General features: G+C 59.8%; 23 protein-coding genes. 15 read left to right on the forward strand and 8 right to left on the reverse strand.

Annotated features, from left to right (window positions below; genetic code table 11):
• Window positions 1–79: 79 nt before the first annotated feature.
• Window positions 80–1,111 (forward strand): trans-3-hydroxy-L-proline dehydratase, encoded by a 1,032-nt coding sequence (locus tag HNQ72_RS04450; RefSeq protein ID WP_183989886.1) that lies wholly within the window; start codon window positions 80–82, stop codon window positions 1,109–1,111.
• 10 nt (window positions 1,112–1,121) lie between these two features.
• Here the strand turns inward: HNQ72_RS04450 and HNQ72_RS04455 are convergent, their stop codons facing one another.
• Window positions 1,122–2,030 (reverse strand): AraC family transcriptional regulator, encoded by a 909-nt coding sequence (locus HNQ72_RS04455; protein ID WP_183989888.1) that lies wholly within the window; start codon window positions 2,028–2,030, stop codon window positions 1,122–1,124.
• 92 nt (window positions 2,031–2,122) lie between these two features.
• Between HNQ72_RS04455 and HNQ72_RS04460 the strand changes: the two genes are divergently transcribed.
• Window positions 2,123–2,950 carry an oxidoreductase gene (locus tag HNQ72_RS04460; protein WP_183989890.1) on the forward strand — a complete coding sequence of 276 codons (828 nt, stop codon included), beginning with the start codon at window positions 2,123–2,125 and terminating at the stop codon, window positions 2,948–2,950.
• 19 nt (window positions 2,951–2,969) lie between these two features.
• Here HNQ72_RS04460 and HNQ72_RS04465 read toward each other — a convergent pair whose 3' ends face one another.
• Together HNQ72_RS04465 and HNQ72_RS04470 are read right to left on the reverse strand one after the other, a co-directional pair.
• The gene (locus tag HNQ72_RS04465) at window positions 2,970–3,311 is read right to left on the reverse strand and encodes a YciI family protein (RefSeq protein WP_183989891.1); all 342 of its coding nucleotides are present in this window, start codon (window positions 3,309–3,311) and stop codon (window positions 2,970–2,972) included.
• Between the two features lie 101 nt (window positions 3,312–3,412).
• A complete protein-coding gene (locus tag HNQ72_RS04470) occupies window positions 3,413–4,126 on the reverse strand; it encodes a L,D-transpeptidase (protein ID WP_148145653.1) in 714 nt (237 codons plus the stop codon).
• Window positions 4,127–4,359: 233 nt separating this feature from the next.
• Between HNQ72_RS04470 and HNQ72_RS04475 the strand changes: the two genes are divergently transcribed.
• From HNQ72_RS04475 to HNQ72_RS04500, 6 genes are all read left to right on the forward strand, one after another.
• The gene (locus HNQ72_RS04475) at window positions 4,360–5,313 is read left to right on the forward strand and encodes a choline ABC transporter substrate-binding protein (protein ID WP_183989893.1); all 954 of its coding nucleotides are present in this window, start codon (window positions 4,360–4,362) and stop codon (window positions 5,311–5,313) included.
• Between the two features lie 72 nt (window positions 5,314–5,385).
• Window positions 5,386–6,246 carry a choline ABC transporter permease subunit gene (gene choW / locus HNQ72_RS04480; RefSeq protein WP_183989895.1) on the forward strand — a complete coding sequence of 287 codons (861 nt, stop codon included), beginning with the start codon at window positions 5,386–5,388 and terminating at the stop codon, window positions 6,244–6,246.
• Window positions 6,243–7,316, forward strand: a complete 1,074-nt coding sequence (gene choV / locus HNQ72_RS04485; protein WP_183989897.1) for a choline ABC transporter ATP-binding protein — start codon at window positions 6,243–6,245, stop codon at window positions 7,314–7,316. The genes choW and choV overlap by 4 nt, the downstream gene beginning before the upstream one ends.
• 132 nt (window positions 7,317–7,448) lie before the next feature.
• Window positions 7,449–8,177, forward strand: coding sequence for a HugZ family pyridoxamine 5'-phosphate oxidase (locus HNQ72_RS04490; RefSeq protein WP_183989898.1), 729 nt, complete (start codon window positions 7,449–7,451; stop codon window positions 8,175–8,177).
• A gap of 116 nt (window positions 8,178–8,293) precedes the next feature.
• Complete coding sequence (locus HNQ72_RS04495; RefSeq protein WP_139677419.1) at window positions 8,294–8,614, forward strand: ArsR/SmtB family transcription factor; 321 nt, start codon at window positions 8,294–8,296, stop codon at window positions 8,612–8,614.
• Window positions 8,615–9,068: 454 nt separating this feature from the next.
• Window positions 9,069–10,172, forward strand: coding sequence for a branched-chain amino acid ABC transporter substrate-binding protein (locus tag HNQ72_RS04500; protein WP_183989900.1), 1,104 nt, complete (start codon window positions 9,069–9,071; stop codon window positions 10,170–10,172).
• 73 nt (window positions 10,173–10,245) lie between these two features.
• On the opposite strand, the gene HNQ72_RS04505 is transcribed toward HNQ72_RS04500, so the two are convergent.
• The 3 genes from HNQ72_RS04505 to HNQ72_RS04515 all read right to left on the reverse strand — a co-directional run bounded on the left by HNQ72_RS04505 (window position 10,246) and on the right by HNQ72_RS04515 (window position 12,810).
• Window positions 10,246–11,868, reverse strand: coding sequence for a saccharopine dehydrogenase family protein (locus HNQ72_RS04505; protein WP_244654288.1), 1,623 nt, complete (start codon window positions 11,866–11,868; stop codon window positions 10,246–10,248).
• Window positions 11,865–12,275 (reverse strand): thiol-disulfide oxidoreductase DCC family protein, encoded by a 411-nt coding sequence (locus tag HNQ72_RS04510; protein WP_183989902.1) that lies wholly within the window; start codon window positions 12,273–12,275, stop codon window positions 11,865–11,867. The genes HNQ72_RS04505 and HNQ72_RS04510 overlap by 4 nt, the downstream gene beginning before the upstream one ends.
• 73 nt (window positions 12,276–12,348) lie before the next feature.
• The gene (locus tag HNQ72_RS04515; RefSeq protein ID WP_183989904.1) at window positions 12,349–12,810 is read right to left on the reverse strand and encodes an Lrp/AsnC family transcriptional regulator; all 462 of its coding nucleotides are present in this window, start codon (window positions 12,808–12,810) and stop codon (window positions 12,349–12,351) included.
• A 98-nt stretch (window positions 12,811–12,908) separates the two neighbouring features.
• Between HNQ72_RS04515 and HNQ72_RS04520 the strand changes: the two genes are divergently transcribed.
• Both HNQ72_RS04520 and ade read left to right on the forward strand, forming a co-directional pair.
• Window positions 12,909–13,868, forward strand: a complete 960-nt coding sequence (locus HNQ72_RS04520; protein ID WP_183989906.1) for a threonine ammonia-lyase — start codon at window positions 12,909–12,911, stop codon at window positions 13,866–13,868.
• Window positions 13,869–13,950: 82 nt separating this feature from the next.
• Window positions 13,951–15,645, forward strand: a complete 1,695-nt coding sequence (gene ade / locus HNQ72_RS04525) for an adenine deaminase (protein ID WP_183989908.1) — start codon at window positions 13,951–13,953, stop codon at window positions 15,643–15,645.
• A gap of 175 nt (window positions 15,646–15,820) precedes the next feature.
• Here ade and HNQ72_RS04530 read toward each other — a convergent pair whose 3' ends face one another.
• On the reverse strand, window positions 15,821–16,663 hold the full coding sequence (locus HNQ72_RS04530) for an alpha/beta fold hydrolase (protein WP_183989910.1): 843 nt from the start codon (window positions 16,661–16,663) through the stop codon (window positions 15,821–15,823).
• Between the two features lie 208 nt (window positions 16,664–16,871).
• On the opposite strand from HNQ72_RS04530, the gene HNQ72_RS04535 reads away from it, so the two are divergent.
• The 4 genes from HNQ72_RS04535 to HNQ72_RS04550 all read left to right on the forward strand — a co-directional run bounded on the left by HNQ72_RS04535 (window position 16,872) and on the right by HNQ72_RS04550 (window position 20,379).
• Window positions 16,872–17,264, forward strand: a complete 393-nt coding sequence (locus tag HNQ72_RS04535; protein ID WP_183989912.1) for an ArsR/SmtB family transcription factor — start codon at window positions 16,872–16,874, stop codon at window positions 17,262–17,264.
• A 21-nt stretch (window positions 17,265–17,285) separates the two neighbouring features.
• On the forward strand, window positions 17,286–17,819 hold the full coding sequence (locus HNQ72_RS04540; protein WP_183989914.1) for an SRPBCC family protein: 534 nt from the start codon (window positions 17,286–17,288) through the stop codon (window positions 17,817–17,819).
• A 151-nt stretch (window positions 17,820–17,970) separates the two neighbouring features.
• Complete coding sequence (locus HNQ72_RS04545) at window positions 17,971–19,068, forward strand: carboxynorspermidine decarboxylase (RefSeq protein WP_183989916.1); 1,098 nt, start codon at window positions 17,971–17,973, stop codon at window positions 19,066–19,068.
• Window positions 19,069–19,137: 69 nt separating this feature from the next.
• Window positions 19,138–20,379 carry a saccharopine dehydrogenase family protein gene (locus HNQ72_RS04550; RefSeq protein WP_183989918.1) on the forward strand — a complete coding sequence of 414 codons (1,242 nt, stop codon included), beginning with the start codon at window positions 19,138–19,140 and terminating at the stop codon, window positions 20,377–20,379.
• 213 nt (window positions 20,380–20,592) lie between these two features.
• Here the strand turns inward: HNQ72_RS04550 and bglA are convergent, their stop codons facing one another.
• Window positions 20,593–22,251 carry a beta-galactosidase BglA gene (bglA, locus tag HNQ72_RS04555; RefSeq protein ID WP_183989920.1) on the reverse strand — a complete coding sequence of 553 codons (1,659 nt, stop codon included), beginning with the start codon at window positions 22,249–22,251 and terminating at the stop codon, window positions 20,593–20,595.
• 147 nt (window positions 22,252–22,398) lie between these two features.
• Between bglA and HNQ72_RS04560 the strand changes: the two genes are divergently transcribed.
• The gene (locus HNQ72_RS04560) at window positions 22,399–23,313 is read left to right on the forward strand and encodes a sugar kinase (protein WP_183989922.1); all 915 of its coding nucleotides are present in this window, start codon (window positions 22,399–22,401) and stop codon (window positions 23,311–23,313) included.
• Window positions 23,314–23,331 lie beyond the last annotated feature (18 nt).

The raw sequence follows: 23,331 nt of genomic DNA on the forward strand, positions 1-23,331 counted from the left end.
TATTTTCGAATGCGGAAAGCCAACGCCTTCCATTTTGGCTTTTCTGAAAAAGCGACCCTACTTCCCCAAGGACAAAGCAATGCGTTCATCCAGGATCATCCACATCGTCACCTGTCATGCGGAAGGCGAAGTCGGTGATGTCATCGTCGGTGGTGTCGCACCGCCTCCGGGCGATACGATCTGGGAACAGTCGCGCTTTATCGCGAAAGACCAGACCTTGCGGAATTTCGTTCTCAACGAACCGCGCGGCGGCGTCTTCCGCCACGTCAACCTTCTCGTGCCGCCAAAGAACCCGAAAGCCCAGATGGGCTGGATCATCATGGAGCCGGAAGACACGCCGCCTATGTCCGGATCGAACTCCATCTGCGTCGCAACCGTCCTTCTCGACAGCGGCATCATCCCGATGACCGAACCGGTGACGAAAATGGTGCTGGAAGCACCGGCAGGATTGGTCGAGGTCGAGGCCGAATGCAGGAACGGCAAGGCCGAGCGGATCACCGTCACCAACGTCAAGAGCTTTGCCCAGAAGCTCGGCGCATCGCTCGATGTCCCGGGCCTAGGAACCATCACGGTCGATACCGCCTATGGCGGCGACAGTTTTGTTGTCATCGATCCCGACGAGATCGGCATCGATCTCATCCCCGAAAATGCCCGGCTGATCGCCGAAACCGGCATCAGGATCACCAACGAGGCAAACCGGCAGCTGGGCTTTTCACATCCGGAAGATACCGGCTGGAACCACATCTCCTTCTGCCTTTTTGCCGGCAAGACCTACCATGAGGACGGCCAGCTTACCGCGAAATCCGTCGTTGCCATCCAGCCCGGCAAGATCGACCGCTCTCCGACCGGTACTGCCGTCTCGGCACGCATGGCGCTGCTTCACGCACGCGGCCAATTGAAGGAAGGCGACAGTCTGACGGGCATCTCGATCATCGGCACACGCTTCGTCGGCAGGATCGTCAGGGAAACGGAAATCGCCGGGAATAAGGCCATCATCCCATCGATCAGCGGCCGTGCCTGGATTAGCGGCACCTCTCAACTTATGCTCGATCCCTCCGACCCTTTCCCCGGCGGCTACAGGCTTTCCGACACCTGGCCTATGCTCAAATAGATCTCACTCCTCACTCCACCTCGCCGAGATGATGGCGAACCCATTTCATTTCCTCCGACGCCGTGCGTCCGAAATGCCGCCGGAAGTCTCTCGCAAATTGCGAGGTGCTCGCGTATCCGACCGATGTGGCCACGTCAGCAATCTTGCCGCGGCGCGCAATCATCAGCCTTGCCTCGTGCAACCGCATCGCCTTGACATATTGTATCGGGCTGCTCCCGGTCATCTCCTTGAAGTGGCTATGGTAGGACGGCACGCTCATCCCGGCATTGCTCGCCAGATCGGTAACCGAGATGCCTGAACTGTAGTTTTCCCTGAGGAACCCGAGGCTTCGAACGATCCGGCCGGCCGCTCCGTCCTGCTGCAGGGCCGCGATCATCGCTCCGCCCTGCGGGCCGACAAGCACCCGGTAATGAAGCTCGCGAAGAATGCCGCTACCCAGAACGGCCGCCTCTACGGGATCTCCAAGCGCCGTCAACAGCCGTAACAGCACATCCGCGATGCCCGCGTCCATCCGACTTGAGATCAGGCTTCGCGGTCGACCTGCTCCGATATCGCCATGCGCCGTGACCTGCGCCGCAATCTCGGCGGCAAGCGCCATGTCGAACTCGACATAGACGGCCAGAAGCGGGCGCTCGCTGCTGGCAACCGACCCCATTCTGAACGGAACCGGCATCGAGACCGCAAGATAATACTCCTCGTCATACAGGTAGACCTGGTCATCAAGCATTCCCTGCTTGCGCCCCTGCAGCACGAACACCGCTCCGGGCCTGTAGAGAACCGGAACGTCATGGAGCACTGCCTCACTCCGCAACAGCCTCACGCCATCAAGCCGTGTGGCATTGTAGCCATGGCGCGGCGCCAGCCTCCCGGCTAGCTCGACCAATCTATGCCTGCCCGTGATGCCCTCATGTTCATTCATAGGAATTGACAATCTTATTAGAGAATTCACCGTCGAACACAGCGACGCATCATATTATTTGCCAAGTCCACGATCAACTGAGGACGCATCCAATGACCAACAGGAGATTCTTCATCACCGGAGCCAATTCGGGTTTCGGCCTTGCCATTGCAACCGCCGCCAGCGCCGCAGGCCACACCGTCATCGGTACAGTCAGGTCCGAAGCTTCGAGGGCAGACCTTGCCGCGCAGCTGCCGGACATTCACACCACACTCTGCGATGTCACCGATTTCGACCGCATACCCGCGATCGTCGAACAGGCTGAAAAAGATCACGGCCCCGTGGATGTTCTCATCAACAATGCCGGCTACGGCCACGAAGGTGTGCTGGAGGAATCGCCGATCGAAGAGATGCGGCGCCAGTTCGACGTTAACGTCTTCGGCGCAGTAGCCGTCGCCAAAGCTTTCCTGCCGCGCTTCCGTCAGCGACGCCGCGGCTTCATCGTTAATGTCACCTCCATGGGCGGCATGATCACCATGCCCGGCATAGGCTATTATTGCGGCAGCAAGTTCGCCCTCCAGGGTATTTCGGAAGTCATGCGGTCTGAAATGGCGCCCTTCGGCGTGCATGTCACGACGCTCTGCCCCGGTTCCTTCCGCACCGACTGGGCAGGTCGCTCGATGATCCGTACAGAAAGGTCGATTGATGACTATGACGCGCTGTTTAACCCCATCCGCCAGTCCCGGCAGGAAAAAAGCGGCAGGCAGCTGGGTGACCCGGCCAAGCTTGCTGCTGCCGTCCTGACCGTGATCGAGTCCGATGCACCACCACCGCAATTATTGCTCGGCAGCGATGCGCTGAAATTTGTCTCCGAGAGGATCACCCGTCTGCAGCAGGAGATCGACGAGTGGAAGGCCGTGACGATCTCGACGGATGGCTGAGGCTCTGACCGTCTCCACGTCAGTGAAAGGCGCGAACCTCGACCGGCGCCCTGCAGGCTATAGCCGCCTTGCGGCCCCATTCGAGCGCTTCATCCATGTCGGCCGCCTCAAGCACCCAGAAGCCGCCGACATGTTCGCTTGTCTTCAGATAAGGGCCATCGGTGATTTCCACCTCGCCGCCCGGCCCGGCTTTCAGTGATTTCGCAACGGCGACCGGATGGAGGCCGCCGACGAAAAGCCGGATGCCGGCCGCGATCATCTCTTCGTTGAGCAAGTCGATGTCGCGATGCATCGCCTCGTCTTCCAGGGCGGCGGGATCGTAATCGTCGGGATGGTGAATGGCGACCAGATAACGTGACATGATCTTCTCCTCCTGCGGCACGGAAGGCATTCTGCCTTCCTTTCACGCGGAGGACGAGCGGCCGGATTAAAATCCGACACGCCGCCTTGAAATTCCGGACGTCAGGCCGTCCGGAGCGAGCCCTGATGCACGACGATGCGGGCATGGTAGGGAACGCGGGTATAAAGGTCGAGAATGTCCTGGTTGACGAAGCGCACGCAGCCGGATGATGCGGCCGTGCCGATCGATTTCCATTCGGGCGAGCCGTGCAGGCGATAAAGCGTGTCCTGGCCATCCTTGAAGATGTAGAGCGCACGCGCGCCGAGCGGGTTCTTGATGCCGGGCTCCATGCCGCCCGCCTTGACCGAATAGCGCGCCAGCGAAGGCTGGCGGGCAACCATCTCGTCCGGAACCTTCCACCGCGGCCAGGGCTGCCGCCACTGGATGACGCCCTCGCCTTCCCACATAAAACCATCGCGGCCGATGCTGACGCCATAACGCATCGCCGTACCACCCGGCTCTACGACATAAAGGAATCGGTTGGGCGTATCGACGACGATCGTGTTCGGCTTTTCGCCTGTCGGATCGATGACGCGCTGCCGGTAATATTTCGGGTCGATCTGCTGATACGGGATTGCCGGAAGCTGGTATCCACCGTCTTCCACAGCCGCATAACGCGCCTGCAGCTCTGCCTCATCGGGAGGACCGATCGGCCGTTGCGCGGCGACCGGAACGACATTCGGCTGGCTCGTGGTGCTACAGCCAGCCAGTGCCGCCGTCATGGATACGGAACCAAGCACGAAGCTTCGCCGCGACAGGGAGAATGAAGTGGGCATCAATGTTTTTTCCGGGATTGAGCAGATAACGATAAGCTTCTATCCGCCCTGACATGAGTTAGATCAAGTCACAACCGGGGCATCGGGCTTAGCAAGCGCCTCATCGTGACAATTTTGCCGATACCGGACTGAATGTCGCAAATGACCTGTGTCCTGCGGCGTAAACGCGCATGCTTGCTTGCAACAGGAAGTTATTGATAATGGCCGGGAACAAGAAATAACGGGAGCACTTCATGCGCATCCATAAATCGCTGGCCTTCACCGTCGCCGTCTCTGCAGCTCTAGCCGGTTTTGCTGCCAGCGCATCCGCTGCCGAGCCGGCTGCCTGTGGCACCGTCCGCTTCTCCGATGTCGGCTGGACAGACATCACGGCAACCACCGCAACCGCCTCCGTTCTCCTGAAGGCATTGGGCTATCAGACAGACATCAAGGTCCTGTCCGTCCCGGTCACCTATTCGTCGCTGAAGAACAAGGATATCGACGTCTTCCTCGGCAACTGGATGCCGACCCAGGAAGCAGACGTCCGCCCGTTCCTGACCGAAAAATCCGTCGAATCCTTCGGCCCCAACCTGGTTGGCGCGAAATATACGCTTGCCACCAATGCCAAGGGCGCCGAACTCGGAATCAAGGATTTCAAAGATATCGCGGCTCACGCAGATGCTCTCGGCGGCAAGATCTATGGCATCGAGCCGGGCAATGACGGCAACCGCCTGATCCTTGGCATGATCGAGAAGGACACGTTCGGCCTGAAGAAGCTGGAAGTGGTGGAATCCTCCGAACAGGGCATGCTCGCGCAGGTCGCCCGTGCAGACAAGGCCGGTGAACCTGTCGTCTTCCTCGGCTGGGAACCGCATCCGATGAACGCCAATTTCAAGCTGACCTATCTGACCGGCGGCGATGACGTGTTCGGTCCGAATTTCGGTGGTGCGGAAGTCTATACCAACGTGCGGTCCGGCTTCACCGAGGAATGCCCCAATGTCGGCACCTTCATCAAGAACCTGAAATTCTCGCTGCCGATGGAAAACGAGATCATGGGCGGCATCCTGAATGACAGCGAGGAGCCGGAAGTCGCGGCAACCGGCTGGCTGAAGGCCAATGGCGCAGCGATCGAGCCATGGCTGGCCGGTGTCACGACCAAGGACGGCAAGCCGGGCCTTGATGCCGTCAAGGCCGAACTCGGTCTCTGATCGTTCGACAGCAAGGGCCGGTTCTCCGGCCCTTGTCCCCTGCCCGTTTAATATTTTGAGGTGGTACCGGACGTGAACTGGCTACCCGACTGGCTCGTTGACTCGAGCGGAAAGCTGCGCCTGGGCAACTGGGCGAAAAATGCCGTCGACTGGCTGACCGGCAATGCAAGCTGGTTTTTCGACTGGTTGTCGCATGTCCTGTCGAAGGTGATCGACGCGCTTCTGGCGGTGCTGCAATATCCGCACCCCTTTCTGCTCATCGCGATCTTCACCGCGCTCGCCTACGGCCTGCGCCGTTCCTTCGGCGTCGCAGCCTTCACCTGTCTTGGCTTGTTGCTGATCTACAATCTCGGCTACTGGAAAGAGACGACCGAAACGCTGGCGCTCGTGCTGGCGGCCACCGTGGTCAGCATGGCGATCGGCATACCGCTCGGGATTGCCGCGGCAAGGCGGGAATGGATCTATCAGGGCATGCGCCCGGTCCTCGACCTGATGCAGACCATCCCGACCTTCGTCTATCTCATCCCGGCGCTCATCCTTTTCGGCCTCGGCATGGTGCCGGGCTTGATTGCCACCGTCATTTTCGCCATTCCCGCACCGATCCGGCTTACCCGCCTCGGCATCATTTCCACGCCGGAGGCGCTCACCGAAGCAGCCGTCGCGTTCGGCGCCACATCCGGCCAGGTGCTGCGCAAGGTGGAACTGCCCTACGCCATGCCGCAGATCATGGCGGGCCTGACCCAGACCATCATGCTGTCGCTGTCCATGGTCGTGATTTCCGCGCTTGTCGGTGCAAACGGCCTCGGAGTACCCGTCGTGCGGGCGCTCAACACGGTCAACATCGCCCGTGGCTTCGAAGCCGGGCTCTGCATCGTCATCCTCGCCATCATTCTCGATCGCCTCTTCAAGAGTGGAAAGGCGGATGCGCCATGACCGTCACCTCCACCCGAGACTGCGTCACATTCAGTAATGTTGACATCGTGTTCGGCAACGAGCCCAAAGCCGCGCTGCCGCTGCTCGATGCCGGCCGAAGCCGCGACGAGATCAGTGCTCAGACCGGCATCGTCGTCGGCGTCTCTAATGCCTCCCTGTCGATCCGCGAAGGAGAAATCCTCGTCCTGATGGGGCTTTCCGGCTCCGGCAAGTCTACGCTTTTGCGCGCAGTCAATGGCCTTGCTCCCGTAGTACGCGGCAACGTCAGCGTCGCGACACCCGCCGGCCCGGTCGATCCTTACAGGGCCAACGCCCGGACACTGCGCGAACTGCGCATGCACACGGTCTCCATGGTCTTCCAGCAGTTCGGCCTTCTGCCTTGGCGATCGGTTGCCGAAAATGTCGGCTTCGGGCTGGAGTTAGCCGGAGTTCCCGATACCGAACGCAAGCGGCGAATCGGCGAACAGCTTGAACTGGTCGGCCTCAGCCAATGGTCAGAGCGACGTGTCGGCGAGCTTTCGGGTGGCATGCAGCAGCGCGTCGGCCTCGCCCGCGCATTTGCCACAGGCGCGCCCATTCTCCTGATGGACGAGCCCTTTTCGGCGCTGGACCCGCTGATCCGCACCAAGCTTCAGGATGAATTGCTGGAATTCCAGCACAGGTTGAAAAAGACGATCCTCTTCGTCAGCCATGACCTCGACGAAGCCTTCCGCATCGGCAATCGCATCGCCATCATGGAAGGCGGCCAGATTATCCAGTGCGGCACGCCGCAGGAAATTGTCCGCGATCCGGCTGACGATTACGTCGCAGATTTTGTCCGCCACATGAACCCGATCAGCATGCTGACGGCGCGCGATATCATGACCAAAGGTGTCTCGGCCGCGGCAAGCGCGGTCCCGATCTCCGCCTCCGCCTCTCCGGATACGCCTCTCGTAGACATCATGGATGGGCTGGCTCGCCAGCGTGGCACCATCGCCATCGTCGATAACGGCAGCGTGGTCGGCTCGATCACCGCCGATGACGTTGTAACCGGCCTCACACGGCATCGCCTGCGCGACAACCGTGGATAGATGAACGTTAACTGCAAGTAGATGGTGCGCAAACTTGACGCGGCAAGCCCTCTTTTGCGGCAGTGAATTAAATGATATGAAAATAAAGCATTATCAAAATTCAAACCTCGAAATTCAACCAGAGAGTGACGGATGGCCGAACAGGCCCAGTTATTGCGCCCGACAGATGACGAGGCACGCGAGCTTGCTCGCACGCTTCTGCGCAGTGCACGCTACATGTCACTCGGTGTTCTAGATCCGGTAACCGGCTTTCCATCCGTCAGCAGGGCGTTGACGGCCATCGATCTCGATGGTGTTCCGGTCGTGCTCGTTTCCGCCCTCTCGGGCCACACCAAAGGCCTGAAGGATGATTCTCGTTGTTCGCTGCTTGCAGGCGAACCGGGAAAGGGCGATCCGCTGGCACATGCCCGTATTACCGTTTTCTGCGAGGCCCAGCCGGTTGCTAGGGACAGCGCAATCCATCAAAGGATTCGCGCGCGTTTCCTGAGACGCCATGCCAAGGCCCAACTTTACGTCGATTTTCCTGATTTCAGGTTTTACCGATTGGCTCCGGTTCAGGCTTCGCTGAACGGAGGCTTCGGGCGTGCCTATGCATTGGGTGGTGAAGATCTGCTTTTTCCGCTCACGGCAGACGAATCATCATGGTTGAAACTACAGAACGAACTGGCAGAAAAGCCTTTAGAGGCTGCGAATTTTGCGCATCGCCTGGGGCTTGGAGACAAGAATTGGAGATTCGGATTGGTTGATCCCGCCGGGATTGACCTCGTTTCGAGCGATCTACTCGTCCGGCACGAGTTTAAGCATCGACTAGACTTGCCGGAAGACGTCATACATTATATCTGCAAACAAACTAAAATGTAGCTTGAACTACCCGAAATTTAGGGGATGTACAAATTCCGCCTGTGCCGCCTAACATCACCGGATAAGACTATTTGGTGAATTGCGCGGCCACTTTGGAGACGAGGTGAAGAGAACTTATGGATAAGGTAGCACTTTCTGAGCATTCAAACGCAGCAGCGGGCCTGCTGTCTGCAATGGCCAACCCCAAGCGGCTGATGATTCTCTGCTGCCTGGTCAAGGGAGAGGTGGCAGTGGGTGCACTGGCGACGCGCGTTGGCTTGAGCCAGTCTGCCTTGTCACAGCATCTCTCCAAGCTTCGCGCACAAAAGCTGGTGAAGACCCGGCGCGACGCACAGACGATCTATTATTCCAGTTCTTCGGAATCGGTACTGAAGATCCTCGACAGCCTCGAAGACATATACATTTCCGCTGAACGGAAAACGTCTGCTGCCGCGTAGTCCTTTTGGATCGGTCTAAAAAATATGCCCGGGCGACCCCCGGGCTTTTTTCCTTTTAGCGTGTCGATATCGCGCCTCGATCATGCGCTCGGTTGATGTCCGCGGCGCCGATATCCCTGATCCCGGGTATGTTTAGTTTCGCGGCGTATTGCACCGGTAGCTCCGAGTATCGCTTAAAATTGCAGGCGTAAAACTCGCCTAGCCTTCCAAGCCTCTCCGTGAAATATCCCCACCCAAGTGTCGCAGTTTCTGTTATCTTCTTGCGCGACAGCTTCAAGATTTCTACAAAAATTGCTGCCGGATGCGCGAGCCAAACATGGCAGCGTACTGGCCGAGGTTTTGCGCACCCATTCCTGCACGCCGTGTTTGCGGCTGCGGCGGGCGCGCCAGACGTCGTGAACGGCGGCCAGGGAGGCCCGCCAAAGAATTCTGCCGATGCCCCAAGGAGACAGACATGACATTGAAGACAATCACGGCAGCGCTTGCTGCCTCGCTGGCCTTTGCGCCGATCGCTCATGCCGACATCACCATCGGCCTCATCGCACCGCTGACCGGCCCGGTCGCCGCTTACGGTGATCAGGTCAAGAATGGCGCCCAGACAGCCGTTGACGACATCAACAAGGCAGGCGGCATTCTTGGCGAAAAGGTCATCCTGAAACTGGCTGACGATGCCGGCGAGCCGAAGCAGGGCGTTTCCGCCGCCAACCAGATCGTCGGCGAAGGCATTCACTTCGTCGTCGGCCCGGTCACGTCAGGCGTTTCCATTCCCGTTTCCGACGTTCTCGCCGAAAACGGCATCCTCATGGTCACCCCGACTGCAACCGCGCCGGATCTCACCAAGCGTGACCTCGCAAACGTCCTGCGCACCTGCGGCCGCGACGACCAGCAGGCCGAAGTTGCCGCCAAATACGTTCTCGCCAAGCTGAAGGACAAGCGCGTCGCCATCATCAACGACAAGGGCGCTTACGGTAAGGGTCTTGCAGACGCCTTCAAGGCAACCCTCAACGCCGGCGGCATCACCGAAGTCGTCAACGAAGCCGTCACCCCCGGCGACAAGGATTTCGGCGCGCTGACCGCTCGCCTGAAGTCGGAAAATGTCGATGTGATCTATTTCGGCGGCTACCACCCGGAAGGCGGCCTTCTGGCCCGCCAGCTGCGTGATCTCTCGCTCAACGCCCAGATCATCGGCGGCGACGGCCTGTCGAACTCCGAATACTGGACGATCGGCAGCGAAGCGGCAGCCGGCACGCTCTTCACCAACGCATCCGACGCCCTGAAGAGCCCGGATTCGAAGGCAGCAGCAGATTCGCTCGCCGCCAAGAACATCCCGGCCGAGGCCTTCACGCTCAACGCCTATGCCGCCGTCCAGGTCATCAAGGCCGGCATCGAAAAGGCAAAGACTGCAGAAGACGCAGAAGCCGTGACCGCAGCCCTCAAGGACGGCTCGGCCATCCCGACCGCCATCGGCCAGCTTACCTACGGCGAAACCGGCGACCTCACCTCGCAGAGCTTCTCGCTCTACAAGTGGGAAGGCGGCAAGATCGTCGCTGCCGAGTAAATCGGACCAGAAACAGTCAGCGGGCGCCTTCGGGCGCCCGTTTTGCATTCCGCCCGTTTTGCATTCCGCCAAGTCAGATTTTACGAAGTCGTCCCTTGTAGTGGACCACATCACCGATCAGCGGCAGCGCAATCGGCACGTCGAAACAGAAATCGTCACCCTCCGCCCATTCCCGCGCCTCGCTACGTGGCGCCAGCAGCAGCGGCATGGGAAGGCCGAAGATCGACCACTTCCGCATCACCATCGTCAGGCCGGCTTCATTCGCGGGAAGATCGAAGAAAAAACGCATCAGCCCGAAGCGCTCGACGAGATGGCGACCTGTCTTGCGCAACTCGCTTCGGAACACATGCCCGCCGAAATCCCGCGTCCAGCACTCGATACCGCCTTCCTCCTCGAAGGACACATGCACGACATGCTCTCCCTCCGGCGGAAATCCCATGATCGCCGCAACCAGCCGCGCCGCAAGCGAACGCCCGCGCGTCACCGTCGCCGTTCCTCTGGCCCCGGCATCGCCGAATACCGAATGTATTTTTCGCACCGGCGGAGGAAGGTTGTCGAAAGCCGTCCCCATCACCCGTCGATAGAGCGGCTCATAGGTTTCCGACGTGATCTCCCGATGGATCGAAAGCGCGTCGAACTGCGAGGCGAAATCATCCAGCAGCAATTCACCCGCGACCGGCCGGGATCCGGCCGCTATTTTCCCTTCCGCCAACGCATTCGCCAGCAATTGCGCAGCCATGGTCGGGATTTCCGGCCCATGCCCGTTCTCCGCGATCAGCGTCCAGCGCCGGGCGACGAACGTGTCGCCTGCCCTGCCCTTGACCTCGATCCTCATCGCCGAACGATCCGTCCCGAACCGCGCACCAAGCCCCTGCAGTGGCAAGAGCCAGCGTGCAAAGGGAGACAGCGAAGAAAGCCATCCCCATTTCACCGGCCAGCTGAAAAGCCAGAGTGCCAGAAGCTGAAATGAAAACTCAGGCCCCGCGCGAAAGATGGCTGCCGGGCGTCCTTTTGTCGTCCGCGCCACGATATCGTGGTCAGGCACGTCGGCCAGCGCAACAAGCCGCGAAATAGGCCGTATTCCCCCGACATGGTACCGAACCCGCTTCAATCGCTGCCAGCCGGTCTCATCGATCCAGCGACGGCCGCGCCACAAACGCACCGGCTTTCCGACGTAACTCAAGATCGCAGCAGCAACCGAGGCTCCGGCCGTCGCGCGGCTGGAGGCGCTGATCGACATGGAGATGCTGAAAACCTCATCCATCTCGCAACCAAGTTCGGCAATCACGGCACCTGACATGGCAGGCACGCTGGATGCCCCCGCCCTCACGACAATCCCGCTTCCGCGCGCCCGATCCTCAAGCGCCGCGATTCCCGTGACGAAATCCCGCGCGTCGGCAAGATCGATATAATGAACCCCGCAGGCGATGCAGGCTTCCGCCACACCATAACCGCTGCCCTGAAAAGGCCCTGCGGCATCGATCAGCAACAGCGGATTGACGGCTTCAAGTATCGGCGCAAGGTCGCCGTTGCGATCGGCAACGAGCGGTCGGGCATTCGGCAGGCTGGCTGCGAACCGGGTTGCAGCTTCAGCGTTCCGGCCTGCGACCATCACGCGCCAGCCATCCTTCGCCAGACGCCGCGACAACCTGGCGCCGAACCCGCCGTAACCGCCCAGAATGATGACCGTCTTCACAGCACGCGGTCTGCATGATCGGGAGCCGGCACCCAGCACGCCTCCCGCCGACCGAAAATGCGATAACGATTGCGGGCAATGAAGCGATAGAGCGGATCGCGCACGAAACGCGGCACGAGCCGAAACAGGAAAGCAGCCTTCCACGGCCAGCCGAGCCCGTTATAGATCGCAAGAACCGCATCGCTGTTCCTGAGCGCCGTCTCCCCCTCTACCACGATCATCGTCTCGGGATTGGCCGGATCTATGCCGAAACGCCGGTAAAGTGCGGCACCAATCTCGCCCTGCATCGATGCAAGCCTAAACCTCCGTGCATGGTCGTGGCTGAGCACGAACTGCGCATTGGCCGAGCAGAGGACACATTCCGCATCGAAAATGATGATCGGACCGGATGGCTGTTTCGCGTTCATGCGAAAGAGCATATTCCGCCGTCGCCCAAACAGGCAACAACCACTGCGCCATAGGATTAATGTCGGGGGCTTGTCACTCCACCGGCACGATCAGCCCGCGTTTGAGCGTCTTAAGCACCACGCTGGTGGTGAATTTGCGGATGTTCGGATTGAGTTCCATCATCCGGTCGGCCAGCGCATCGAAATGCTCGACCGACTGGGCGAGGATCACCAGCGTATAGTCCCCTCGCCCCGACGTGCCCCACGCCTCCTGCACTTCCGGTGTATCGGTCACCCAGCGCTGGAAAGGCGGCAGAAGCTCGGGCCGATCACGCTCCAGTTCCACCTCGACCAGCATCGAAACAGCACCACCGACCTTCTTCGGATCGACAACCGAAACATCGCGCAGGATCACCTTGTCCTCGCGCAGCTTCTGCAGCCGCCTTTGCGCAGAGGACGGCGACAAACCCACCTGCTCGGCAAGTTCGCTCAGCGTGATGGTCGCATCCTGCTGCATCAGCTTGAGGATATTGCGGTCTGCCTTGGTCAACGTCATGGGTAATTTTCCCATTTGAAATCGTTAATCGGGAGATATTTCCGCATCGTCCAATATCTTCAGGAATAACACCAGCTTTTCATCGCCATTCTGTTGAAATGACTCATGAACAACCCGCCCCATCCGCCGACGGCATTCTGGCCGCCTACCGCACTATTAATCCGGTCTTCACCGGCAGCCCGCTGATCGAACAGCAGACGGCCAATGCCGAACTCGGCCTTCAGCTTTTTGCCAAGGTTGAAACGCTCAATCCGATCCGCTCCTTCAAGGGCCGCGGCACCGACTGGTGGATGCAGAACGAAGCGCCGGGCGATCATCCGGTCGTTTCCGCCTCAGCTGGCAATTTCGGCCAGGGGCTTGCCTATGCGGGTCGCGCCCGTGGTCGCAAGGTGGTGATCTTCTCCGCCACCACCGCCAATCCCGGCAAGGTCGAGGCCATGCGCAGGCTCGGTGCGGAAGTAAGGCTCGAAGGCGACGATTTCGATGCCGCCAAGGCCGCCGCCCGTGCCTATGCCGAGATCAACGGCTGCCCCTTCGTCGAAGATGGCGCCCTGCGCACCATTGCCGAAGGTGCCGGCACGATCGCGCTGGAAATCACCGAGCAGCTGTCGCGACAAGGCATCTCCCTCGATGCTATCGTCGTCCCGCTCGGCAATGGCGCATTGCTGACCGGCATAGGCACATGGATCAGGGCCAAGGCACCGGGTTGCAAGGTCATCGGCGTCGTCGCCTCCAATGCACCGGCCATGAAACACTCCTGGGAAACCGGCCGGCTCGTCTCGACCGAAACGGCCGATACTGCCGCCGATGGGATCGCCGTGCGCGAATGCGTGCCCTATGCGCTGGATTGCATGAAGGCGACTGTCGATGAGGTCTGGGAAGTCAGCGAGAAGGCAATCCACAGGGCGCGGGATTTCTCTCTTACCCACTACGACCTCGTCGTCGAAGAGGCAGGCGTTGCGGGCCTTGCAGGCCTGATCGAGAGCGGCAGTAGCCTCAAGGGCAAGACCGTCGCCACGATATTCTGCGGCGGCAATGTCAGGGTAGCGGCACCATAAACGGGGAGTTTCCTGTTTCCTCTCCCCGTTTTCACATTGAGCGGCTAAGTAGAGGGGAATCGAAAAATGCCAGGAGCACCCCATGACCACTCGCCTCGAAACCCTCATCGATCAGGGCACCGGCCGCGAGCCCGCGGATATCGTGCTGAAAGGCGGCAAATTCTTCGATCTCGTCACCGGTGAGCTTGTCGCCTCCGACATCGCCATCTGCGGCGATCGCATTGTCGGCACCTACGGCGACTACAACGGCAGGACCGAGATCGACATTTCCGGCAAGATCGTCGTCCCCGGTTTCATCGATACCCATCTGCATATCGAATCGTCGCTCGTCACGCCTCATGAATTCGATCGCTGCGTCCTGCCCTATGGCGTGACGACCGCGATCTGCGACCCGCACGAAATCGCCAATGTCATCGGTGAGGAAGGCATCCGCTATTTCCTCGACTCATCACTCGAAACGATCATGGATATCCGCGTCCAGCTTTCCTCCTGCGTGCCCGCCACGCATCTGGAGACGGCAGGTGCCGACCTGCCGATCGAGAAGCTTCTGCCGTTCCGCGACCATCCCAAGGTCATCGGCCTTGCCGAATTCATGAATTTCCCCGGCGTCATCCACAAGGATCCCGTCTGCCTCGCCAAGCTCGACGCCTTCTACGGCCAGCATATCGACGGCCACGCCCCGCTTCTGCGCGGCAACGACTTGAACGGCTATCTCGCCGCCGGCATCCGCACCGAGCATGAGAGCACAACGGCCGAAGAGGCAATGGAAAAAATCCGCAAGGGCATGCATGTCCTCGTCCGCGAAGGTTCTGTCTCCAAGGATCTCGAAGCCCTGATGCCGATCATCACTGAGCGCCTGTCGCCCTATCTGGCACTCTGCACCGATGACCGTAACCCGCTCGATATCGCCGAACAGGGCCATCTGGACTACATGATCCGCACCGCGATCAAGGCCGGCGTCGAACCGCTCGCCATCTATCGCGCCGCCTCGATTTCCGCCGCCAAAGCCTTCGGCCTCACCGATCGTGGTCTGATCGCCCCCGGCTGGCGCGCCGATCTCGTGATTGTCGACAGCCTGGAGAACTGCAAGGCCGAGATCGTCTTCTCCGCCGGCCGCCGCGTCACCGACGAGCTTTTTGCCACCCGCAAGCCGATCGCCCCGGTCGGCCTCGACAGCGTCAAGGCGCGTCCCGTCCAGGCCATGCATTTCGGTGTCCCCTATTCTGAAAGCGAAACCCCGGTCATCGGCGTTTTGCCGGGCAAGATCATCACCGAACACCGCCGCTACCGCCTGCCCGCCGCCGGCAACCAGGCAGGCGTCGATCTTGCCCGCGACATCATCAAGGTCGCCGTCATCGAGCGCCACGGAAAAAACGGCAATCACGCCAACGGCTTCGTTCAAGGGTTCGGCCTGAAAAAAGGCGCCATCGCCTCCACCGTCGGCCATGACAGCCACAATATCTGTGTCGTCGGCGTCTCCGAAGACGACATGGCGCTCGCCGCAAACCGGCTGGGCGAAATCAACGGCGGCTTCGTCGTCGTCGAGGACGGCAAGGTCACCGGCGAGATCGCCCTCCCCATCGCCGGCCTGATGAGTCTCGAACCTTACGAATGGGTGCGCGACACGCTGCATGACTTGAGAAAACACGCCTATGCCCTTGGAACGACTCTCGAAGAGCCATTTCTCCAGGTCGCATTTTTGCCCTTGCCCGTGATCCCGCACCTGAAGATCTCGGATAGAGGCATGGTGGACGTGGACAAGTTTCAGCTGATTTAAGACGAACTCCGCCAAGCCCCTTTCCCGACGTCATCCTCGGGCTTGTCCCGAGGATCTAACCACATCGCCAACCGATATGGCAGCAGATGCTCGGGACAAGCCCGAGCATGACGGCCGAGAAGTGTCGCCGTAAAAGCTGATGGTCCGTCGAAAACGGACCATCAGATCCATCATACTAAGATCGGAAAAACGCCAGCAGGTCCGCGTTGATGATATCCGCATGGGTCGTCGCCATGCCATGCGGCAGCCCGTCATAGACCTTGAGCGTGCCGTTCTTCAGAAGCTTCGATGACAACGGCGCAGAATCCTCGAAGGGCACGATCTGGTCATCCGTTCCGTGCATCACCAGCACCGGCACGTCGATCACCTTCAGATCCTCGGTGAAATCCGTCTCAGAAAACGCCTTGATGCAATCGTAATGGGCCTTCGTGCCGCCCATCATGCCCTGCCGCCACCAGTTGCGGATCACCCCTTCGGAAACCTCCGCACCCGGACGGTTGTAACCGTAGAAAGGCCCGGTCGGGATATCGAGGAAGAACTGCGCCCGGTTGGCCGCCTGCGCCTTGCGGAACCCGTCGAACACTTCGAGCGGCAACCCGCCGGGGTTCTTGTCGCTCTTCACCATGATCGGCGGCACCGCCCCGATCAGCACCGCCTTGGCAACCCGTCCCTGCGGCTGGCCGAACTTGGCGACATAGCGTGTCACCTCGCCGCCCCCGGTCGAATGGCCGACATGGATCGCGCCCTTCAAGTCGAGATGCGCCGCAAGCTCCGCCATGTCAGCGGCATAGGTATCCATCTCGTTGCCGGTCTCGGTCTGGCTGGAGCGCCCATGCCCGCGCCGGTCATGCGCAATCACGCGAAATCCCTCATCAAGGAAGAACAGCATTTGCGCATCCCAGTCATCGGCCGAAAGCGGCCAGCCATGATGGAAGACGATCGGCTGGGCATCTTTCGAACCCCAGTCCTTGTAAAAGATCTGCGTACCGTCCTTGGTGGTGATGAAACTGCTGCTCATGATTTTCCCTCGGTTGATTGGCAAAATGCATGCGAAGTCTTTTGCTGCGGCGCGTGGCAATCCCAGCCCCCGGCGCGGCGCCACGATATGATGACATATCGACTTTGAACAGCACCCGTATGACGTGACAAGGGACCTACCCGCCACCAGACCGAAACATTAAACCAATCGGTTGACAATCACCGTCGACAAGCGCACATTAAACCACATGGTTGAATTACACACACATCAGATCGACACCGTCTTCCACGCACTAAGCGACGCCACCCGCCGCCAGATGCTGCAGGAATTGACGTTAGGCGAACGCACCGTCGGGCAACTGGCCGAACCTTATGCCATGTCGCTTGCCGCCGCCTCGAAGCATATCAGGGTGCTGGAAGGTGCCGGCCTTGTTCGTCGCGAGATCCAGGGCCGCACGCATCTCTGCCGCCTGGAACCCGGCCCTCTCGCAACGGCGCATCAATGGCTCGGATTCTACGAACATTTCTGGACAGACCGTCTCGATACGCTCGAACGTCTTCTCAAGGAGGATGACACGCGCAAGACCGCAGAAGCTCGGACACAAGTCAAACCCGCATCGAAACCTGGAAATGAAGCTTGAATCAAAACTGGGAGAAGACCGATGAACAGCATGAATCTGTTGGAGAAATACGGAACTGTTAGCGCGCCCGCCGAACTCACCATCCAGCGCAAATTGCCCGGCCCGATCGAACGGATCTGGGATTATCTCACCGATAGCGATCTGCGCAGCCAATGGCTTGCCTCCGGCATCATGCCAAGCACACCCGGCGGTGCATTCGAACTCGTCTGGCGCAACGACGAACTGACCGGGCAACCCGAAACCCGCCCGGAAGGTTTTCCGGAAGAACAGCGGATGACGAGCGAAATCGTCATCTTCGAGGCACCCCACCACCTCGCCTTCACCTGGCCCCCACGCGGCGAAGTCTCGATCGAGCTCAAGCCCGTGGGCTCGGACGTGCTTCTCACCCTCGTCCACAAGCGCATCTCGGATCGCAAGAACATGGTGATGGTCGGCGCCGGCTGGCACATGCATCTCGATATTCTCGCCGCCAAGGCCAATGGTCGCAAGCCCGATCCCTTCTGGCAGGGCTGGCTGCGGCTCAGGGAAGAATACGAACGCCTCATCCCCGAATGACACGCGAAAATTCGAAAGATTGCGCCCCGCAGCCTCGCTGCGGGGCTTTTCTTTACCCCGAAAAGCCATGGGGTCTTGAAGATGTCATCTCTGTCAGGCAATAGGCCCCCTTAACGTTTTAGAAGAACCGTAAGAAGGCCACCCGACCGAAATGCTGCAGACCCCTTACTACCTCATCGACAAGTCCAAGCTGCTCCAGAACATGGAACGGATTGCCACTGTGCGTGAGAAGTCGGGCGCCAAGGCATTGCTGGCGCTGAAATGCTTCGCCACCTGGTCCGTCTTCGATTTCATGCGCGACTATATGGACGGCACGACCTCCTCGTCGCTCAATGAAGTCCGCCTCGGCCACGAGCGCTTCGGCAAGGAAACCCACGCCTATTCCGTCGCCTATGCGGATTACGAGATCGATGAAGTCGTGTCCTACGCCGACAAGATCATCTTCAACTCGATCGGCCAGCTGCAGCGCTTTGAAGGCCAGTCCTCCGGCATCACCCGCGGCCTGCGCCTGAACCCGGGCGTCTCCTCGTCGAGCTTCGATCTCGCGGACCCTGCCCGCCCCTTCTCGCGTCTGGGCGAATGGGATCTCGCCAAGGTCGAGCCGGTCATGGACATGATCACTGGCTTCATGATCCACAACAACTGCGAGAACAAGGATTTTGCCCTGTTCGACCGCATGCTCGGCGATATCGAGCAAAAATTCGCACCACTGCTGAAAAAGGCCGAATGGGTCTCGCTCGGCGGCGGCATCCATTTCACCGGCGATGATTACCCGGTCGATCTGTTCGCCGAACGCCTCAGGCGTTTCTCCGGCGAATATGGCGTCCAGGTCTATCTGGAGCCGGGCGAAGCCTCGATCACCAAATCGACGACGCTGGAAACCACCGTCCTCGACACGCTTTACAACGGCAAGAACCTTGTCGTGGTGGATTCGTCCATCGAAGCGCACATGCTGGATCTCCTGATCTATCGTGAGAATGCCAAGGTTCACCCCAACCAGGGACCCCATCGTGCGATGGTCTGCGGCAAGTCATGCCTTGCCGGGGATATTTTTGGGGAATTCGACTTCCCCGAAGAAGTAAAGGTCGGCGACCGCATCTCGTTCCAGGATGCTGCCGGCTACACGATGGTCAAGAAAAACTGGTTTAACGGCGTGAAAATGCCGGCAATCGCCATCCGGGAACTGGATGGCAGCCTCAGGACGGTCCGTGAGTTTGACTACACGGACTACGAACAGAGCCTTTCCTGATCATACCGGGCTCGAGGAGCCCTCAGGACAAGACTTTCTGACGATTGGACGCAAGGAGTGGTCCCCATTATGAAGAAGAACGTGCTCATCATCGGCGCCGGCGGCGTCGCGCAGGTCGTTGCACACAAGTGTGCGCAGAACAACGATGTCCTCGGTGACATCCATATCGCCTCGCGCACAAAGGCAAAGTGCGACGCCATCATCGCTTCGGTTCACGAAAAGAAGGCGATGAAGCAGCCGGGCGTGCTTGAAGCCCATGCGCTCGACGCGCTGGATATCGAAGCCACCAAGGCTCTTATCGTAAAGACCGGAAGCCAGATCGTCATCAACGTCGGCACCGCCTTCCTCAATATGTCGGTGCTGCGCGCCTGCATGGATACCGGCGTCGCCTATATCGACACCGCCATCCACGAAGAGCCGAACAAGATCTGCGAGACCCCGCCGTGGTACGGTAACTACGAGTGGAAGCGCGCCGCCGAATGCGAGGAAAAGGGCATCACCGCCATCCTCGGCGCCGGCTTCGATCCGGGCGTGGTCAACGCCTATGCGCGTCTGGCCAAGGACGAATATCTCGACACCGTCACCGACGTTGATATCGTCGACATCAATGCCGGCAGCCACGGCAAATATTTCGCCACCAACTTCGACCCGGAAATCAATTTCCGCGAATTTACGGGCGTCGTGTACTCGTGGCAGGGCGGCGAATGGAACGTCAACAAGATGTTCGAAATCGGCAAGGACTACGACCTGCCGGTCGTCGGCACCCGCCGCGCCTATCTCTGCGGCCATGACGAAGTGCATTCGCTGGCCAAGAACATGGAAGGCGCCGACGTACGCTTCTGGATGGGCTTTGGCGATCACTACATCAACGTCTTCACCGTCCTGAAGAACATCGGCCTCCTGTCGGAGCAGCCGGTCAAGCTCGCCAATGGCGATGAAGTCGTGCCGCTCAAGGTCGTCAAGGCCTGCCTGCCCGACCCGTCCTCGCTGGCGCCGGAATACGAAGGCAAGACCTGCATTGGTGACTTCGTCAAGGGCATCAAGGACGGCAAGGAACGCACGGTGTTCATCTACAACGTCGCCGACCACAAGGAAGCCTTCAAGGAAGTTGGCTCCCAGGGCATCTCCTACACCGCAGGCGTCCCCCCGGTCGCAGCAGCAATGCTGGTCGCCACCGGCGAATGGGATGTGAAGAAGATGGCAAACGTCGAAGAACTGGCCCCGCGCCCGTTCTTGAACATCCTCAACAAGATCGGCCTGCAGACCTGCATCCGCGACGAACAGGGCGAACGCGAACTGCATTTCGACTGAGATGCGGCGATTGCCTGATTGTTGAAGTAACGAAAGGCCCGCGAGCGATCGCGGGCCTTTTGTTTTCATGCGACGCCAGCGTAGCTTGCAACGATCGCTTGGGGTGACAAGCACAGGAATGAGGGAGGTTGGAGCATCGCCTTACACCTCTCCTCCCTCCAGTCTCAAGCTCGCCCAAAACGCCTTCAGCATCAGTAGCTCGTCTGCCTCACCTCACACCCGCGCACAAAACACGTCGATGCCTTCCAGCACCGCCGCACCGCCCTCAAGCGTCGACACGAACCCCGGCATATCCACCGGCGTCACGCTGTCGAACCGCGCAGGCAGTGTGAACTTCTGTTTCTCGCGCGTTAGGTTGAACACGAACAGCAGCCTCTCTCCGCCCTTCTCGCGCGTAAACGCCAGAAGATCCTGGTTGGTCTCGATGAACGTCATGTCGCCGTCGACCAGTGCCGGATGCACCTTGCGGAAAGAGAGCGTCGCCCGGTAGTGAGCCAGCACCGATGTCGCCAGCCTCTCCTGCACATCGACCGCGCGGGCAGCATGCTCATTCGGCACCGGCAGCCATGTCGTCGAACCCTCGGTAAAGCCCGCATGCGGAGCCTTTGCCTCCCACACCATCGGCGTGCGGCATCCGTCGCGACCCTTGAAGGCTGGCCAGAAGCGGATGCCATAGGGATCGCGCAGATCTTCGAAGGCAAGCTCCGCCTCCGTCAGCCCAAGTTCCTCGCCCTGATAGAGGCAGATCGAACCGCGCAGCACGGATATGAGGCTGATCGACAGCTTGGCGACCCGATCCTGTTCCTCAGGCGTCTCGATGAAGCGGGTGACGTGGCGGATGACGTCGTGATTGGAAAAGGCCCAGCAGACCCAGCCTTCGCTCACCGTATCCGCCACCGTCGTCATGATCTTTCGGATATAGCCGGCATCGAACGCCGGCCCCAGAAAGTCGAACGTGTAGCACATGTGCAGCTTGTCGCTGCCGCTCGTATATTCCGCCAGGGTCTTCAGCGAGCGCGGCCCGTCGCCCACCTCGCCCACGGTCATCCGGTCGTCATAGGTATCGAGCAAAGCCCGAAGCCGTTTCAGGAAGTCGATATTTTCCGGCTGCGTCTTGTCATAAAGGTGGTTCTGCATCGAATACGGATTGGTATCCGTCTCCATGCCCGCGCCATCGGTGTCATAGACCATAGGCGGGTTGTTCCTGAGCTGCTTGTCGTGGAAATAATAGTTCACCGTGTCGAGCCGGAACCCGTCCACCCCGCGTTCGAGCCAGAATTTCACCGTATCAAGCAAAGCATCCTGAACCTCGGGATTGTGGAAGTTGAGATCCGGCTGCGAGATCAGGAAATTGTGCATGTAATATTGCTTGCGCACGCCGTCCCATTCCCAGCCCGGACCGCCGAAGATCGACAGCCAGTTTGTCGGCGCCGTGCCATCCGGCTTTGGGTCGGCCCAGACGAACCAGTCCGCCTTGGGATTGGTGCGGCTGGTGCGGCTTTCGACGAACCACGGGTGCCGGTCGGAGGTGTGCGAGATCACCTGGTCGATAATGACCTTAAGCCCCAGCCGATGCGCCTCGACCATCATCTCGTCGAAATCGGCAAGCGTGCCGAACATCGGATCGACATTGCAGTAATCGGAGACGTCATAGCCCATATCGGCCATCGGCGAAGTGAAGAAGGGCGACAGCCAGATCGCATCGACGCCGAGCGAGGCGACATGCGCAAGGCGCCGGGTGATCCCCTTGATATCGCCCAGTCCGTCGCCGGTCGTATCCTGGAAGGATCGCGGATAGATCTGGTAGATCACCGCCCCGCGCCACCAGTCCGTGCCTGCGCCTACGGCTCGCTTCTGCACTTCCGTCGCCATACGATCATGCTCCCTTATGCAAATGTTCCAGCCCCAACCTAGAGCCCCTGCGACAAAAGACAACGCGTATTGAGCCCCCCGCACGGACTTGTCAGACACGGTGCGAAAGCTTATGCGACCACAGGACTTTACCGGAGGGACGATATTTTGGCAGGCAGACTTCTTTCTATTGGCGAATGCATGGTGGAACTGTCGCAGGCGGGTGAAGGCCTGCTGCGCAAGGGTTTTGCCGGCGATACGTTGAACACGGCCTGGTATGCCCGCGCCTGCTTCCCGTCAGACTGGTCGATCGACTATTTCACCGCCGTAGGCGATGATCCGATGTCCAGTGAAATGCTTGCCATGATGGACGGCGCCGGTATCGGCACCAGCCAGATCCTACGCATTGCCGGCAAGACGCCCGGCCTCTACCTCATCACCCTGAAAGACGGCGAGCGCACCTTCAGCTACTGGCGCGACACGGCCGCGGCAAAGAAGCTGGCCGACGACGCCGATCACCTGCGTGCCGCGATCGATAGTGCTCAGATCATTTATTTCTCCGGCATCACGCTCGGCATTCTGGCACCGGAAGCAGTTGATACGCTTCTCGCAGAAGCCCGCCGTGCCAAGGCATCCGGCAAGACGGTCGTCTTCGACCCGAACATTCGCCCGCGCCTGTGGCCAAACAAGAACTATATGCTGAAGACGATCGAAGACGGCGCCCGCGCCTCGACGCTCGTTTTGCCGAGCTTCGATGATGAAGCCGTTCATTTCGGCGACAAGGATGTGGCCGCAACGATTGCCCGCTACAAGGCACTCGGTGTCGAAAACGTCGTGGTCAAGGATGGCCCAGGTGGTGTTACGCTTGCATTCGGTTCCGCACCCGTCGTCCACGTCCCGTCGGTCAAGGTCGACAAGGTCGTCGACACGACAAGCGCCGGCGACAGCTTCAACGGCGGTTTTCTGGCCAGTCTCGCCAAGGGCTGCACGCCGGCAGAAGCGGCCGCATATGGTGCCGCTGTCGCCTCCACCGTCATCTGCCATCACGGCGCGCTGATCAGCCCTGACCTGCTGCCGAAGTAACGAAAAACAATAGACAAG

The sequence above is a fragment of the Aliirhizobium wenxiniae genome (assembly GCF_014201355.1).
In the GTDB taxonomy this organism is placed as follows: domain Bacteria; phylum Pseudomonadota; class Alphaproteobacteria; order Rhizobiales; family Rhizobiaceae; genus Neorhizobium; species Neorhizobium wenxiniae.

Bases quoted from the DNA above. Each gene is read 5' to 3' on its own strand.
- HNQ72_RS04530 (WP_183989910.1), bottom strand. From the start codon at position 16,663: ATGAGCAGCAGTTTCATCACCACCAAGGACGGTACGCAGATCTTTTAC.
- HNQ72_RS04490 (WP_183989898.1), top strand. From the start codon at position 7,449: ATGGCCGAACAGGCCCAGTTATTGCGCCCGACAGATGACGAGGCACGC.
- HNQ72_RS04475 (WP_183989893.1), top strand. From the start codon at position 4,360: ATGCGCATCCATAAATCGCTGGCCTTCACCGTCGCCGTCTCTGCAGCT.
- HNQ72_RS04515 (WP_183989904.1), bottom strand. From the start codon at position 12,810: ATGACGTTGACCAAGGCAGACCGCAATATCCTCAAGCTGATGCAGCAG.
- HNQ72_RS04510 (WP_183989902.1), bottom strand. From the start codon at position 12,275: ATGAACGCGAAACAGCCATCCGGTCCGATCATCATTTTCGATGCGGAA.
- ade (WP_183989908.1), top strand. From the start codon at position 13,951: ATGACCACTCGCCTCGAAACCCTCATCGATCAGGGCACCGGCCGCGAG.
- HNQ72_RS04550 (WP_183989918.1), top strand. From the start codon at position 19,138: ATGAAGAAGAACGTGCTCATCATCGGCGCCGGCGGCGTCGCGCAGGTC.
- HNQ72_RS04470 (WP_148145653.1), bottom strand. From the start codon at position 4,126: ATGCCCACTTCATTCTCCCTGTCGCGGCGAAGCTTCGTGCTTGGTTCC.
- HNQ72_RS04465 (WP_183989891.1), bottom strand. From the start codon at position 3,311: ATGTCACGTTATCTGGTCGCCATTCACCATCCCGACGATTACGATCCC.
- HNQ72_RS04535 (WP_183989912.1), top strand. From the start codon at position 16,872: ATGGTTGAATTACACACACATCAGATCGACACCGTCTTCCACGCACTA.
- HNQ72_RS04455 (WP_183989888.1), bottom strand. From the start codon at position 2,030: ATGAATGAACATGAGGGCATCACGGGCAGGCATAGATTGGTCGAGCTA.
- HNQ72_RS04540 (WP_183989914.1), top strand. From the start codon at position 17,286: ATGAACAGCATGAATCTGTTGGAGAAATACGGAACTGTTAGCGCGCCC.
- bglA (WP_183989920.1), bottom strand. From the start codon at position 22,251: ATGGCGACGGAAGTGCAGAAGCGAGCCGTAGGCGCAGGCACGGACTGG.
- HNQ72_RS04500 (WP_183989900.1), top strand. From the start codon at position 9,069: ATGACATTGAAGACAATCACGGCAGCGCTTGCTGCCTCGCTGGCCTTT.
- HNQ72_RS04520 (WP_183989906.1), top strand. From the start codon at position 12,909: ATGACTCATGAACAACCCGCCCCATCCGCCGACGGCATTCTGGCCGCC.
- HNQ72_RS04450 (WP_183989886.1), top strand. From the start codon at position 80: ATGCGTTCATCCAGGATCATCCACATCGTCACCTGTCATGCGGAAGGC.
- HNQ72_RS04545 (WP_183989916.1), top strand. From the start codon at position 17,971: ATGCTGCAGACCCCTTACTACCTCATCGACAAGTCCAAGCTGCTCCAG.
- HNQ72_RS04460 (WP_183989890.1), top strand. From the start codon at position 2,123: ATGACCAACAGGAGATTCTTCATCACCGGAGCCAATTCGGGTTTCGGC.
- HNQ72_RS04495 (WP_139677419.1), top strand. From the start codon at position 8,294: ATGGATAAGGTAGCACTTTCTGAGCATTCAAACGCAGCAGCGGGCCTG.
- choV (WP_183989897.1), top strand. From the start codon at position 6,243: ATGACCGTCACCTCCACCCGAGACTGCGTCACATTCAGTAATGTTGAC.